General features: G+C 66.2%; 8 protein-coding genes and 2 tRNA genes. All 10 read right to left on the minus strand.

The window, feature by feature from the left end; genetic code table 11:
• Window positions 1-375 precede the first annotated feature (375 nt).
• Entirely contained in the window at window positions 376-2,358 is a 1,983-nt protein-coding gene (locus IG65_RS34455; RefSeq protein ID WP_036523616.1) for a hypothetical protein, read from the minus strand.
• A 187-nt stretch (window positions 2,359-2,545) separates the two neighbouring features.
• A tRNA-Ala gene (locus IG65_RS0107155) sits at window positions 2,546-2,621 on the minus strand.
• A 33-nt stretch (window positions 2,622-2,654) separates the two neighbouring features.
• Window positions 2,655-2,728 (minus strand) — tRNA-Ile (locus IG65_RS0107160).
• A gap of 151 nt (window positions 2,729-2,879) precedes the next feature.
• A complete protein-coding gene (locus IG65_RS0107165) occupies window positions 2,880-3,854 on the minus strand; it encodes a DUF3566 domain-containing protein (RefSeq protein WP_030514040.1) in 975 nt (324 codons plus the stop codon).
• Between the two features lie 79 nt (window positions 3,855-3,933).
• Complete coding sequence (gyrA, locus tag IG65_RS0107170) at window positions 3,934-6,432, minus strand: DNA gyrase subunit A (RefSeq protein ID WP_030514041.1); 2,499 nt, start codon at window positions 6,430-6,432, stop codon at window positions 3,934-3,936.
• A 61-nt stretch (window positions 6,433-6,493) separates the two neighbouring features.
• Window positions 6,494-8,542, minus strand: coding sequence for a DNA topoisomerase (ATP-hydrolyzing) subunit B (gyrB, locus tag IG65_RS0107175; RefSeq protein WP_030514042.1), 2,049 nt, complete (start codon window positions 8,540-8,542; stop codon window positions 6,494-6,496).
• 392 nt (window positions 8,543-8,934) lie between these two features.
• A complete protein-coding gene (locus IG65_RS0107185; protein ID WP_030514043.1) occupies window positions 8,935-9,507 on the minus strand; it encodes a DUF721 family protein in 573 nt (190 codons plus the stop codon).
• Between the two features lie 111 nt (window positions 9,508-9,618).
• On the minus strand, window positions 9,619-10,854 hold the full coding sequence (gene recF / locus IG65_RS0107190; protein ID WP_030514044.1) for a DNA replication/repair protein RecF: 1,236 nt from the start codon (window positions 10,852-10,854) through the stop codon (window positions 9,619-9,621).
• A 166-nt stretch (window positions 10,855-11,020) separates the two neighbouring features.
• Entirely contained in the window at window positions 11,021-12,190 is a 1,170-nt protein-coding gene (gene dnaN, locus IG65_RS0107195) for a DNA polymerase III subunit beta (RefSeq protein WP_030514045.1), read from the minus strand.
• 834 nt (window positions 12,191-13,024) lie between these two features.
• Entirely contained in the window at window positions 13,025-15,070 is a 2,046-nt protein-coding gene (dnaA, locus tag IG65_RS0107200) for a chromosomal replication initiator protein DnaA (RefSeq protein WP_030514046.1), read from the minus strand.
• Between the last annotated feature and the right edge of the window lie 359 nt (window positions 15,071-15,429).

Genomic DNA, 15,429 nt, shown 5'->3' on the forward strand with positions numbered 1-15,429 from the left:
GTTGACCGTACCGGCAGCGGCTCACCGGGCTGAGGTCGCCGAGCCCCTTCGTGTCGCAGAGTGGATGGGTGTTGAGTGGCCCCGCCTGTTGCCTCAGGGCCCGCTGTTTTCCGGTCTGCCGATGGTTCTGGGCGGGTCCGTACGCCGCACTCTATGCGAGACCTCGGACGTGTCGCTTTCTCAGACTTAAGCGTGTTCGCGACTGCTCTCCCGATTGAAAAGGCCTGTTCACCAATCAAATCTGCGCGTTTAGCACATGCCACCGATACCTCGGTGCCCTGTGCACAAACCGCGCTGCTGGGTGTAACTCCACGTCGGTGAACGCGCCTGTGCACAGAGTGTGCACACGCGCCCGTGCGCTCCCCTACTCTGCCTCTACTCTGCCTCGGCGACGTCGGCCGCGGCGACCGCGGAAGGCTGGTGTGCCCGCAGGATCGAGTCGATCTGTCGGCGTTGTTCCCGGGCGGCGCGGTCGGCCATGGCGTGGGCCGCAGCGATGGCCCGCGAGTGCTCGCGCTCGCGCGCCTCGATCTGCTGGCGTTGTCTGTCGGCTTGCTCGGCGAGTTGTCGTCGCAATGCCGCGTTCTCCTCGGCGGCGGCCTGGGCCTGACCTCTGATGACGTCTGCTTCTGCCTCGGCGCGTGCTTGCGCGGTGCGCGCGGCATCGTATTCGCGGCGCATCGTGGCCAGCGCTTGCTCTGCCTCGGTGTAGACGCTGTCGCGATCCTTCTCGGCCCCTGCGATTCTCGCCCCGGCGTCGGTCCGGGCTTGGTCGCTCTCGAGGCGGGCCTGCGAGGCTTGCGCGGCGGCCTCGTCGGCCGCTTGCAATGCCAGGGTTTCCAGTTCGGCGGCTCGGTCACGCTGCGCCGTCATCTCGGCCAGTGCCCGCTCGGCGGCCGATTGGGCCTGCTCGGCGGCGGCGATCTTGACCGCCGCCTCACGCCGGATGTCGGCGATTTCGCGATCGATCGCCTCGGCACCGGTGATGGTGGCCAGCATGTCGGCGCTGTCGCTGACGATCGCGGACAACTCGTCGCGCAGGCGCGCGGCCTCGCTCAACAAACCCGCGACCGTCATTGCGCCGTCGGTGACCGGTCGCAGGCTCGGGGTGGCGGGTTCGCGGGTCTGCTGCTGGGCGTGTTTTCTTTTGGCGCGCAACGCGGTCTGTGCGTTGTGGTCGGGATCAGCGCAGTAGGCGAAGGGGCGGCCCGGACGCCGGGTCGCCGCCTCGGGCTCGGCAGTGCAGCCGGGATAGCCGCACCCGGTTCGCGTGCTGCGTTTGCGGGCGTGGAGATCAATGGGCTGTGGCATTGAATTCCATTTCGTTTCATTGCATTTCATATCCGTCGATGAAATGAATCGGGGGCGGTCAGGCGACGGGGCGCAGGCCGGCGTTTCGCACGCGTGGCAGATGCAGGCGGATGACGTCGGCGGCGGATTCGCTGGCCCGGCGGTCGATGTGGCCGTAGCGTTTGTCGGTGGTGGCGACCGACTCGTGCCCGGCGGCCCCAAGGCGGGCAGCCACGCCTTCTTGTAGAAGTAGGTGACGCTGATGGGGTTTCCGGTGGCGGTGTGAAACAGCAGCTGATCGCGGGGGCGGTTCAGGTCGAGCCGGTCGAGGGTTTCCAAGGGCACGTTGACGGTTCGGATTCCCCGGCTGGACTTGGGTTTGCCGAGTTTCAGCGTGCCGCCTGCCCATTTCCACGCCTTGGTGATCCGCACGGCGCCGGTGCGGCGGTTGATGTCGCCGACGCGCAGAGCGGTGACCTCGCTGGGGCGGGCCATCGACATCAGCGCGAACTCCGCGTGGGCACGCCAGCGCGGCGGCATCAGCTGCTCGAACAGCTCCCACTCGGCGTCGTCGAAATAGTCGGGCTCGGGGGCGTCGTTGCGGGGCAGCCGGGTGTCGGCGCATGGATTGTAGGCGATCAGCGGGGTCGGGCGCACCGCGGCGGCCGCGCTCATCGCCGCCGAGAGAAAGCCGTGTTTGTTCGCGATGGTTTTGGGCTTGTTGCCGACTTCCTCTTCCAGGTGCACCACCCAGGACTTGTCGGTCTCGGCCGTGATCGCGCCGAGGGGCAGATAGCCCATGAAATCGGCGATGTCGCGGTCGATGTAGCGGTGGTACCGCTTGCGGGTCTCGGGTTCGATCCCGGTGAGGGTGTCGGCGTAGCGGCGCAGCCATTCGGTCAGCGTCAGGTATTCGACGTGGGTTCCTCGTTGGACGTCGAGGATTTTGAGTGCTTCCTCGACGCCGACGCGTTCGAGCAGCGCAGCCCAGCGCGTCGCCTCGGCGGGGTCGTCGAAGGTCTCAGAACTCTGACGTCGGCGGCCATCGACGTAGATGTTGAACGGCACTTGCCACGCGACGGTCCCGTCCGCGCGGGGACGGGGTCGGGGGGTGGGCATTGTCACCTCCGGTCGGTTCCAGGCGACATCTCGCGAGATGTCCTGTTACCGACCGCTGGTAACCGGCTGCTGACGGCGGGTACTGACGCCGTTCACGCTCAGGATACGTTTCTGCGCCCTGAGCGGCCAGTCTGTGTGGTGGAGCCTAGGGGAATCGAACCCCTAACCCCTGCCTTGCAAAGGCAGTGCTCTGCCAATTGAGCTAAGGCCCCCTCGGCCGTCGTCGACGACCAGGTATGCGAATGTGGGCCTAGGAGGACTTGAACCTCCGACCTCTTCGTTATCAGCGAAGCGCTCTAACCGCCTGAGCTATAGGCCCGTAGTGTTCGTCTCGACTCGACATGCTGTCGTGACTGACTCGGTAGAGTCTACACAACCCCCCGATTGCTCTCCAAAACGGCTGGTCAAAGCACCCGTAAAGCACGAACGGCCGGTCCGGTGAGAACCGGCCGGCCGTTCGTCGCGGAGCGTCAGTCCGGATCGGCCAGCGTCACCTGCACCCCGCCCACCAGATCGGTGCACTGGTTGTAGATGAAGACACCCACCGTCGAGAGCGCGGTGAACAGCACCACGTTGATCAGGCCGATGACGGCCGCGTATCCGAATACGCTGCCGGCGTCGATGATCGTCGTCGCCGAGGAGTTGTTGTCGTTCACCATGTCGGTGAAGGTGCTGTTCAGGCGGTCCCACACACCCATGCCGGAGAGCACGATGTAGAGGAATCCGACGGCCAGCATCCACACGAAGAACATGGCGACGCTGATCACCAGCGACACCTTCAACGTCGACCACGGGTCGATATGGCGCACCTGCACGGTCGCGCGCAACGGCTCACCGCTGGTCACCGCCTGGGCAACCGCCGCCTGCGCGGCCGGCGAGACGGTCGGCGCCGCGGTCTTCGCCGCCATCGGAACCGACTGTGCCGCACCGGCGTCCGCCTGCGGCAGCGGATGCCGCAGATCCGACAGATCGGGCAGATCCTTGATCAGTTCCGGGCGGGCGATGCTGCGGGTCGGTCCGTCGATGCCGACGGATTTCACCATCGCCGCTTCCTTGCGCGCCGCCTTGGCCGCGAGGTCGGTGGTGGTACGGGCGTTCTTCACCCCGCCGCCGAGTCCGGTCTGGGGGTTCGCCCGGCCCTGCACGGGAGCCTGGCCGGGGCGATTCAGATTCGACTGCGGCTCCCGCTGCGGCAGCTGCGACCAACCCTCCTCGAAGCGAGAACCACCACGACCCTCACCGGCCTCGGCGGCCTCCGGCGCCGCAGCGCCGGATTTCGCGGAATCGCCCTGCGACTCGGGGTTTGCGGGCGAACTACCCGAGCCGTTGTCGGCCGACGACCCGGACCGCGGCGCAGGCCGCGGCGGAATCGGTGACGGTGCGATCCGCTCGGTCACACCGTTGGCGTGGTTTCGCTCGTCGTTCGGCTGATTCGGAGTGGTCAATGCAGAATCCTTCGATCCGTCGTGGCGCCGCTGCTTGTGGAGAAATTACCGCTTCCAGAACCTAACGCTAATCCGAGCCTCAGGCCTCTTCTTCCCCGGAAACCTGGTCGGGCTCATCGGCGTTACGCGCGATCGCGAGCAAGGTATCGCCCTCGCCGAGGTTCATCAAACGCACGCCCTTGGTCTGCCGGCCCGCCTTGCGTACCTGATTCGCCGCCGTCCGGATGACACCGCCGCCGGACGTGATGGCGTAGAGCTCGTCATCGTTGTCGACGATGAGCGCTCCTACCAGACTGCCACGCTTCGGGTCGTACTGAATCGTCAACACACCTTTACCGCCGCGGCCCTGCGCGGTGTACTCCTCGATCGCGGTGCGCTTGGAGTATCCGCCCGCGGTCGCGACCAACAGATAGGTGCCGTCCCGAACCACATTGAGCGACAACAGCTCATCGTCGGCGTTGAAGCGCATACCCTGCACGCCCGAGGTGGCGCGGCCCATGGGACGCAGCACCTCGTCGTTGGCGGTGAACCGGATCGACTGTCCGTGCGCGGACACCAGCAGCAGATCCTCGTCGGCCGAACACAGTGCGGCGCCGACCAATTCGTCACCGTCGCGCAGGTTCACCGCGACGATGCCACCGGTGCGGTTGGAGTCGAAGTCGGTCAGTTTCGACTTCTTCACCAGGCCGTTGCGGGTGGCCAGCACCAGGTAGGGGGCGTCCTCGTAGGTCTTGATCCGGATGACCTGGGCGATCTTCTCCTCCGGCTGGAACGCCAGCAGGTTGGCCACGTGCTGGCCGCGCGCGGTGCGGTTGGCCTCGGGCAGCTCGTAGGCCTTGGCCCGGTAGACCCGGCCGAGGTTGGTGAAGAACAGCAGCCAGTCGTGGGTCGAGGTCACGAAGAAGTGCTTGACCAGATCGTCCTGCTTGAGGCCGGCGCCCTGCACGCCCTTGCCGCCGCGCTTCTGGCTGCGGTACAGGTCGGTCTTGGTGCGCTTGGCGTAGCCGGTCGCGGTGATGGTGACCACGACGTCCTCGCGAGCGATCAGATCCTCGTCGGCGACGTCACCGTCGGCCGCGACGATCTTGGTGCGGCGGTCGTCGCCGTACTTCTCGACGATTTCGGCCAGTTCGTCGCGCACGATGGCACGCTGACGTTCCGGCTTCTCCAGAATGTCCTTCAAATCGGCGATCTCGGCCTCGATACGGGCCAATTCGTCGACGATCTTCTGCCGCTCCAGGGCCGACAGGCGCCGCAGCTGCATATCGAGGATGGCGGTCGCCTGGATCTCGTCGATCTCGAGCAGTTCCATCAGGCCGGTGCGCGCGGTGTCGGTGTTGGCCGAACGCCGGATGAGGGCGATGACCTCGTCGAGCATGTCCAGGGCCTTGACCAGGCCGCGCAGGATGTGGGCCCGCTCCTCGGCCTTGCGCAGCAGGTAACGGGTGCGCCGGACGATAACTTCCAACTGGTGGTCGACGTAGAGCCGGATCATCTGATCCAGCCGCAGCGTGCGCGGTACGCCGTCGACGATCGACAGCATGTTGGCGCCGAAGCTGGTCTGCAGCTGGGTGTGCTTGTAGAGGTTGTTCAGCACCACCTTCGCCACGGCATCGCGCTTGACCGTGACCACGATCCGCATACCCGCGCGGTCGGAGGATTCGTCGTGGATATCGGAGATACCCGCGATCTTGCCGTCCTTGACCTGCTCGGCGATCGAGTTGATGAAGTTGTCGGTGTTGACCTGGTACGGCAGCTCGGTGATGACGATCGTGGTGCGGCCGCGATTGTCCTCCTCGATCTCGACCACACCGCGCATCCGGATGGAACCGCGCCCGGTGGTGTAGGCGTCGTGGATGCCCTGGCTACCGACGATCAGACCGTAGGTCGGGAAGTCCGGTCCCTTGACGCGCTCCATGCACGCGGCGAGAGTGGTCTCCTCGTCGGCGTCGTGATTGTCCAGCGCCCAGTAGATCGCTTCCGCCAGCTCGTTCAGATTGTGCGGCGGGATATTGGTCGCCATACCGACGGCGATGCCGTTGGACCCGTTCATCAACAGGTTCGGCACCCGGCTGGGGAGAACCACGGGCTCCTGGGAGCGGCCGTCGTAGTTCGGCGTGAAATCGACCGTCTCGTGATCGATTTCACGGAGCAGTTCCATCGCCAGCGGAGTGAGCCGGCACTCGGTGTACCGCATGGCGGCGGCACCGTCGTTACCGCGGGAACCGAAGTTGCCCTGGCCGTCGACCAGCGGATACCGCAGCGACCACGGCTGCGCCATGCGCACCAGGGTGTCGTAGATCGAGGCGTCGCCGTGCGGGTGGTAGTTACCCATGGTCTCGGCGACCGGACGCGCGGATTTCACGTAACCGCGGTCGGGCCGATACCCGTTGTCGTACATCGCGTAGAGCACGCGCCGGTGCACCGGCTTGAGGCCGTCGCGCACATCGGGCAGCGCGCGGCCCACGATCACGCTCATCGCGTAATCGATGTAGCTGCTCTGCATTTCGTTCTGGATGTCGACCGGCTCGATCCGGTCGCCCGCACCACCTTCGGGCGGCAGGGTGGTCTCAGTCATGAATTCTCCTTAACAGGCCTGGGCGGTGTGACGGGCGCGCGGGCAGACCGCGCAGCACCGGTTACACATCGAGGAAGCGGACGTCCTTGGCGTTGCGGGTGATGAAGCTGCGACGCGCCTCGACGTCTTCACCCATCAGCACGGAGAACAACTCGTCGGCCGCGGCCGCGTCGTCCAACGTCACCTGACGAAGCACACGCACCGAAGGATCCATGGTGGTTTCCCACAGCTCCTTGGCGTTCATCTCGCCGAGACCCTTGTAGCGCTGGACGCCGTCGTCCTTGTTGATCTTCTTACCGGCGGCCAGACCGGCCTCCAGCAGACCGTCGCGCTCGCGGTCCGAGTAGGCGAATTCCGGATCCGAGCGCTGCCACTTCAGCTTGTACAGCGGCGGCTGGGCGAGGTACACGTGCCCGTGTTCGACCAGCGGGCGCATGAAGCGGAACAGCAGGGTGAGCAGCAGGGTCGAGATGTGCTGGCCGTCGACGTCGGCGTCGGCCATCAGCACGATCTTGTGATACCGCAGCTTCGAGATGTCGAACTCGTCGTGGATACCGGTGCCGAAGGCGGTGATGATCGACTGGACCTCGTTGTTCTTGAGGACTCGGTCGATACGCGCCTTCTCGACGTTGATGATCTTTCCGCGCAGCGGCAGGATCGCCTGGTACATCGAGTCGCGACCGGATTTCGCCGAGCCACCGGCGGAGTCACCCTCGACGATGTAGATCTCGGACTTGCTCGGATCCTTGGACCGGCAGTCGGCCAGCTTTCCCGGCAGCCCGCCCAGATCGGTGGCGCTCTTGCGCCGCACCAGCTCACGAGCCTTGCGGGCGGCGACGCGGGCCTGCGCGGAGGACACCGCCTTCTGCACGATCGTCTTGGCATCGGCCGGATTGGCCTCGAACCAGTGCGCGAGATGTTCGTTGCAGGTGCGCTGGACGAACGACTTCACCTCGGTGTTGCCGAGCTTCGTCTTGGTCTGGCCCTCGAACTGCGGCTCGCTGACCTTGACGCTCACGATGGCGGCCAGACCCTCGCGGATGTCGTCACCGGTGAGGTTGCCGTCCTTCTCCTTGAGGAGCTTCTTGTCCTTGGCGTACTTGTTGACCACGGTGGTCAGCGCCGCGCGGAAGCCCTCTTCGTGGGTTCCACCCTCATGGGTGTTGATGGTGTTGGCGAAGGTGTGGACGGATTCGGAGTAACCCGAATTCCACTGCATCGCGACCTCGAGTTCGTGGCCGGTGCCCTTGCTGGTGAACGAGACGACGGTGTTGTGGATCGCCTGCTTGGTGCGGTTGATGTGCTTGACGAAATCCTCGAGCCCGCCCGGGTAATGGTAGGTGCGAGTCTTGACCTTCGGCTCCGGCGGCGCGGCGGTGCCCTCGTCGTGCTTGGGCGCCTCGGCGGTCTCGCTGACCACCTCGTCGGTGACCTCGGCCTCGCTGACCCGCTGGTCGGTGAGGGTGATGGTCAGGCCCTTGTTCAGGAAGGCCATCTCCTGCAACCGGCGCGAGATCGTCTCGAAGTTGTAGGTCGTGGTCTCGAAGACGTCCGGATCCGCCCAGAAGCGCTGCGTGGTGCCGGTCCGGTCGGTGGGCTCGCCCTTGACGAGCTTGCCGGGCTTGGCGTCCTTGTACTCCTGGCTCCAATGGAAGCCGTCGCGGTCGATCTCGGTGACCATCCGGCTGGACAGCGCGTTCACCACGGAGATACCGACACCGTGCAGACCACCGGACACGGCGTAGGCGTCCGAGTCGAACTTGCCGCCGGCGTGCAGCTGGGTCATGACGACCTCGATGGTGGGCACACCCGTGGCGTGCATCGCCACCGGGATACCGCGGCCGTCGTCGACGACCTCGACGCCGCCGTCGGCCAGCAGCGTCACGTCGACTCGGCTGGCGTAACCGGCCATCGCCTCGTCGACGGAGTTGTCCACAACCTCCCAGATCAGGTGGTGGAGACCGCGCTCACCGGTGGAACCGATGTACATACCGGGGCGTTTGCGGACCGCCTCGAGTCCCTCGAGAACGGTGATGTTGGAGGCACCGTAGTCCTTGTTGCCCGCTTTCGCCTTGGACGAGCCGCTTGCGTTGGAGTCGTTGGCAGCCACTGCTCGGTAGCTCTCCTTACTTGCTGATCCCTCGATGCGACGTCGGACAACACACACAGACCGAGCCCCGTATGGCCTCTGCTCGAGATGTTCGAACTGCTCGAGAATTACGGGTCCTCGCGCGTGCTGCACGGAACGCGCCGAAGGTATCGCCGCTAGTTACTCTTCCATCTTACTGGTACCCCCGGCACAGGATGCACCTATGACACCCCTGAGAGCGTCGTGAGTGCGTGAAATCGGTCGCCGCCGGGTCGGGTTATGGGCGAACCCGCTCCCGCGAGCCTCAGCGAAAGCGACGGGCACTCGGATCCCGCGGCGCGAAGTTACGCCGATGTGGTTCCGCCGGGCGCCGGACTGCGCACCGGTTCCACGTGAAACTCGGCGCCCGCGGATCAGCCGTAGGTGTCGCGCGGACCCCGCCCCTTGATATGACGCTCACCCTTGCGCCAACTCGGCGCGGCGGGACCGCTGATCTTCAGCGAGGTGACCACGCCCTGACCGACCGCGGCATTGATCTTCGCCAGTAACTGCGACTGCAGCATTCGCAACTGAGTGGCCCAGGCGGTGGATTCGGCCTGGATACTCAGCACGCCGTCGGTGAGCGATACCGGGTCGGCGTGTGCCGCGATGTCGTCGCCGACCACGGCCGACCACCGGCCGAAAACCATTCCCTCGGCGACCTTTCCGGACCACCCGCGACTCTTGGCGAGCGACCCGGCCAGTGCGGACAGCAGTTGCGGATCCCGCTCGTCGGGCCGCGCACCGGACCAGCCGGAACGCCGGCGCAGTGCTCGAACCCCGCCCTTACGCGGTGATGCGCGCCCCTGGCCGACCGCCTTACCGCTGGCACGCGCCGCAGCGCGCGCCTCCTCCAGGGCACGACGAGCCAGGTCCACACCACGCAGTTCCGGTTCGGGGCCGGCGGACGGCGGGGAGCCGTCTTCGCGCCCGGGTTCTGCAGCCACCTTCGACTCCTTTCCCGTCCTGTCACTGCGTTGCGGCAAGGCTAGCCGCTGGGTCCGACAACTCGCGCCCCTTGTGCCCGGGGCGATTCGGCCCAAGTGCGCCGATCGGCGTCACCCGATGTGCCGGCCTTCGGTGGGCTCGTCCGCACGGACCTCGTCCGTGAGGGACGGAGGCTCGACGATGTGCGAGGTCCGCCCGTCCGCCACGCCGTCGGTCTCGACCCGGACCGGATTCGCCTCGAGTTCCGGCGGCACGTCCTCGGGCACCGCGGCCGTGATCAGGACCTGTTCGGCGCCCGCGGCCACCGCCGCCAATGCGGTGCGGCGGCGGCGATCCAATTCCGCGAAGACGTCGTCGAGCAGCAGGACCGGATCCGTCCCCGCGCTGCGCAGCAGTTCGAAGGCGCCCAGTCGCAGGGCCAAGGCGAACGACCACGATTCCCCGTGGCTGGCAAAGCCTTTCGCGGGTGCCGAACCGAGCATCAGATCCAGATCGTCGCGATGCGGGCCGACCAGGCAGACCCCGCGCTCGAGTTCCTTGCCGCGCGCGGATGCCAACTCGCTCAACATATTCGCCTCCAGCGCCTCGACATCGTCGGACTGTGGAGAACGCTGTGGATCGAGGAACTCCTCGGGCAGCGCGGAACTGCGGTAGCGGATGGCCGCGGTCCGCGATTCCGGGGCGATGGACCGGTAGGCCTGCTCGAGATAGGGGTGCAGCTCGTGCGCCAGCCGCAGCCGCTGCGCCAGCAGTTCGGCACCGTGCGCGGCCAGATGCCCGTCCCAGACGTCGAGGGTGCTCAGTTCGGCCGGCGCGCCCGAACGCGAACGCGCCTGTCGCCCCGCTGTTTTCAGCAGCGCGGAGCGCTGCCGCAGCACACGGTCGTAATCCGAGCGCACCGCCGCCAGCCGCGGCAGCCGGGCAGTGGCCAGTTCGTCCAGGAAACGGCGTCGTTCGGACGGGTCGCCGCGGACCAGCGCTAGATCCTCCGGCGCGAACAACACGGTCTGGAGAATTCCGAGGATCTCGCCCGTGCGGCGGACCGGTGACCGATTGATTTGAGCGCGATTGGCGGCGCCCTGATTCAACTCCACATCGATGCGCAGTTCGCGGCCACCGTTGACGACGGTGGCGCCGATCCGAGATCGCTGCTGCCCCAACCTGATCAGCGGGGCATCGCCGGCAACCCGGTGGGAACCGAGTGTGGACAGATAACCGACGGCCTCGACGAGATTGGTCTTACCGTTGCCGTTGGCCCCCAGGAAAACGGTTCTGCCTGTGGGTAATTCGAGGTCGGCATGCTCCCAGGAGCGGAAATCGCGCAGCGTGAGCGTTCGAATGTGCATGGATGAACCCGCCGTCACCAGGCACTTTGTGACGGACGGGTCGAAATGCACACGCGCCCGGGATTTTTCACAGGTTTATCAACATCTCCACAGGTCGGGTTGAACGAGTGCCGCCTCGCCGGTCGTATCGTGGCCGGCGAGGCGGGGAGGATCGGAACCGAATCGATCAGCCGGGCAAACGAACCGGCATCAGCAGGTAGATGTAGTTGCTCGACAGCGCCGCGAACGCACCGGACTCCGAAAGCTCCGGCTCGTCGTCGGTGGTCGGGCACATCACCGCGGGGCGGCTGGGTGTGGTGAAACCGAAGGTCACCCGGTCCGAATGCAGCGCCGACAGGCCGTCGTTGAGGTAACTGGGGTTGAACGCGATGGTCAGCGGCTCACCGCGGAACTCGGCCTCCAGCCACTCCTCGGCGCGACCGGCGTCGTCACCTCCGGCGGACAGCTGCAGGCCCTGGTCGGAGAATTCGAGCCGCACCTGGGCGCCGCGCTCGGCGACCAGGGCCACACGTTTGATGGCCTCGATCAGTGCGCTCACCTGCAGGGTCGCGATCGAGGTGTGCTCCTTGGGGAGCAATTGGCGGAACTTGGGGAATTCCGCGTCGAGCAGTCGCGTGGTGGTCCGGCGGCCGCCGTTGACGATCCCCAGCAGTCCGTCGGTCCCGTTGCCGAAGGCCAGCTGGACGGGCGCGTCGGAGGCTCCGAGCGTCTTCGCCGATTCCGACAGCGTGCGAGCCGGGACCAGGACCGCGGTCTCCACATCCGGGCGGCCGGGCTGCCACTCCAGATGCCGCACCGCCAGGCGGAAGCGGTCGGTGGCTGCCAGAACCACCTGGGAGCCCTCGATTTCGACGCGGATGCCGGTCAGCATCGGCAACGTGTCGTCGCGCCCGGCGGCGACGGCCACCTGGCCCACGGCCTCGGAGAACAGATCCACACCCAGTTCGCCGGTCTGCGGCGGCAGTTCGGGCAACTGGGGATAGTCCTCGACCGGCATGGTCGGCAGCGAGAACTTGGCGCTGCCACACGCGATCAGCACCCGGGTGCCGTCGACCGAGACGTCGACCGGCTTGTTGGACAGCGCCTTGGTGATGTCGGCCAGCAGACGACCGGAGACCAGCACCTGTCCCGGGCCGGCCACCTCGGCGGCGACGCGCATCTGCGCGGAGACCTCGTAGTCGAATCCGGAGACCGTGAGGCCGTCCTCGTCGGCCACCAGCAGCACACCGCCCAGGACGGGCACGGGCGGGCGAGACGGCAGGCTACGGGCCACCCAGGCGACGGATTCCGCGAAATCCTCGCGAGCGACCCGAAACTTCATACTTGCAAGCTCCATCGCTCGGTATGTCCTCTCCCAGTGTCGATCGGTCGTGATCTGTTCGACGCCGTGGTGATCAGCGTGGTTCATACAACAGCGTGGTTCGCGCGGCAATGCGGTCGAAACGACTCGCCCGTACGCACCGCAGTGTGGCACAGGCGACCGACATCAAACCGTACCCGCGCATGCGGGCGATGACTACGTCACCCCCTCGCCCGGTGCGTCGTCCGCCGGGATGGGCCGGACCCGTTCCGCTCCCTGCTTCGTTCGGTTGTGGAGTGCCACGAATCGATCCGTCCGCCTCCGAGCCGAGTTTCCACACACCCTGTTTTCAAGAAGAAATCTAAAGAAGAAGAACTGAAGTAGTAGTAGGCACTGTGGATTCTGTGGACGCGGCCCGTTCGCCCAGCTCAGGTGGCGTGGCGGCGTGGGGATGTCCGGCGGGTGACTCGAGGATGAACAGTGGGCCGCTGTGGAGGCCGCGAAACTGTTCAACTTCCATCCTCGAGCCATCCTCGAGTTCTTCCATGGCCCGAGACCTGTTGTACACACGTGTGTGCCGATCGGTGCACTACCGGGGGATTCCTCGAGGACCTGACAGGGAGTCCTCGAGGAATCCACATGCCGATTCGGCCGTCTCCGCAGTTCGGACCCCGTGGACGAATTCGGCTGTGGGAACTGTGGACCGAGGGCTGTGAGCGAATGCGTGCACAGCCCCGCGCATCGACTGTGCGCAACCTCGAGGACAAACCTGGGATTCCTCGAGGACTCCACAAGGACTCCTCGAGGAATCCACAACACGAAAAAGCCGATCCACCCAGGTCAACCGGGTGGATCGGCTTGTGTAGCGATTCAGCGCGAGCGCTGTTTGATTCGGGCTGTGAGTTCTTGGACCTGGTCGTAGACCCGGCGGCGCTCGGTCATCTCCTTGCGCACTTTCTTCTCCGCGTACATGACCGTTGTGTGGTCGCGACCGAAGGCCTGGCCGATCTTCGGCAGCGACAGGTCGGTCAGTTCCCGGCACAGGTACATCGCGATCTGGCGAGCCTGGGCCAGCGGCCGGGCCTTACCCGGACCGGTCAGCTCCTCCAGCGTGGTGTTGAAGTATTCCGCGGTCACGGCCATGATCGTCGACGCCGTGATCTCGATCGTGGTGGTGTCCGGCATCAGATCGCGCAGGACGACCTCGGCCAGCGACAGATCCAGCGGCTGCCCGTTGAGGGAGGCGAAGGCCGTTACCCGGATCAACGCGCCCTCGAGTTCACGGATATTGCGCTCGACCCGGCTGGCGATCAGTTCCAGCACGTCGTGCGGCACATCGAGGCGGTCCATCCGCGCCTTCTTGCGCAGAATCGCGATCCGGGTCTCCAACTCCGGCGGCTGCACGTCGGTGATCAGGCCCCATTCGAACCGGGTACGCAGTCGCTCCTCGAGCGTCGCCAGTTGCTTCGGTGGCCGATCGGAGGACACCACGATCTGCTTGTTCGCGTTGTGCAGGGTGTTGAAGGTGTGGAAGAACTCCTCCTGGATACCTTCCTTACCCTCGATGAACTGGATGTCGTCCACCAGCAGGATGTCGGTTTCGCGGTAGCGCCGCTTGAACGCCACCTTCCGGTCGTCGCGCAGACTGTTGATGAAGTCGTTGGTGAATTCCTCGGTCGATACGTACTTGACGCGCATCCCGGGGAACAGTCGCTGGGCATAATGCCCGGCCGCGTGCAGCAGATGCGTCTTTCCCAGACCGGAAGCCCCCCAGACGAACAGCGGGTTGTACGCACGGGCCGGCGCCTCGGCGATCGCGACCGCCGCCGCGTGGGCGAATCGGTTCGAGGCGCCGATGACGAAGGTCTCGAAGGTGTATTTGGCGTTCAGACTGGCCGAGGAGTTCGCGGGGGCGGGCGGCGGCGGTTCCGGCGACTTCGTGAAATACGTCGGCCAGGAATTGCGCGCGCTCACCACCGGTTCGTCGGCCTCTTCGGCCGGGCCCGGCCGCTGACCGACCTCCGGCTCCGGCGCGAACAGCGACTCCTGTCCGGGATGTCCGCCCGGCCGGGGCAGCTCCGGATCGTGACGCAACGGTTCGGTCTCCCGGCGCAGCGCCTCCTGGGGATGCAGTTCGTGGTCGCGGCGCAGGGTGTCCGCCTCACGCCGCAGCGAATCCGGACCGTGCAGGCCGTCCCGGCCGGGCAGGCTGTCAGGGTCCCGCCGCAGGACGTCGGCTTCGCGGCGGAGTACGTCCGGGTCGTGGCGGAAGGCTTCGGCGTCCCGGCGCAGATCGTCGGGATCGCGACGCAGACTTTCCGGATGCCGGACCAGCGCTTCGTCGTGCAGATGCGCTTCCGGGTCCCGGCGCAGCGGGGAGGACGGTCCGAGGCTGTCCGGCAATTCCCCGGCCATCGGCGCGGACGGATATTCACCCTGGGGATAGGCGGTCCGGGCCTGGTAGTCGGCTGGGGAAAGATAGCGTGGGGTGGGGAAATCGTCGGCGTCGGGATACTGCGGCGGCGCCGGGAAGCCGACCGGTTCGCGGGGCTTGTCGCGCATCCGCTCCGGACGCGACGTCAGGCGAGCATGGCGGGCGCCGGCGCCGGGACGGTCCGGCGGCGGATTGGCCGGCGCGGCGATCCGGACGCCCAGACCCTCGACCTGCGGGCCCAGCCGACGGGCCAGCGACCGCAGAATCGGTTCGCGCAGATCGCGTTCGATGGCCTCCTGGGCCAGGGAAGAAGGCACCGAGAGCAGGGCAAAGCCTTGTGCGACCGTCAGCGGCTTGACCAGGCCGAGCCACGCCTTCTGGGCGTTGGTCACCGGCGGGATGGCTCCGTCGGTGGAGCCGGCGGTGAGCTCGGCGACCACTTCGGGCCAGACCGCGGTCAACACGTTCTGCTCGTCGTCCACGTATTATTTCCTCCCCGGAGCAAGTCGACAGGAGCTCCAACGGTCGGCGACCACTGACAAGCCTGGCCGTCAGCCATACGAATATGCCACTCCAGGGGTCTTTCCACACAATTATCCACAGATGTGGAGAACTCGGATGATACGTGGTTCGCTGCAACAACCCCCCGGTCAGCGCCTGGACCTGCGCTTCTGCAGCTATCTTCTAGCTATGAATCGTAGTGCGTCCGCGGTGGCTGTGACAAGGGCGGTTCACGACCGCGCCGTCCGCACGGCGCGTCGCGGCCATTCGGTGCGTCGCGCGGAGCGAACGGATATCGTCGACCCGGAAAGCAGTGGCGGGCGTCTCATGAGGGACCCCG

This window comes from Nocardia sp. NRRL WC-3656 (assembly GCF_000720265.1).
Taxonomy (GTDB): Bacteria; Actinomycetota; Actinomycetes; order Mycobacteriales; family Mycobacteriaceae; genus Nocardia; species Nocardia nova.

What these genes read in the sequence shown, in the direction of transcription:
- gyrA (WP_030514041.1), bottom strand. Translation starts at nt 6,432, where the DNA reads ATGACTGAGACCACCCTGCCGCCCGAAGGTGGTGCGGGCGACCGGATC.
- recF (WP_030514044.1), bottom strand. Translation starts at nt 10,854, where the DNA reads ATGCACATTCGAACGCTCACGCTGCGCGATTTCCGCTCCTGGGAGCAT.
- dnaN (WP_030514045.1), bottom strand. Translation starts at nt 12,190, where the DNA reads ATGGAGCTTGCAAGTATGAAGTTTCGGGTCGCTCGCGAGGATTTCGCG.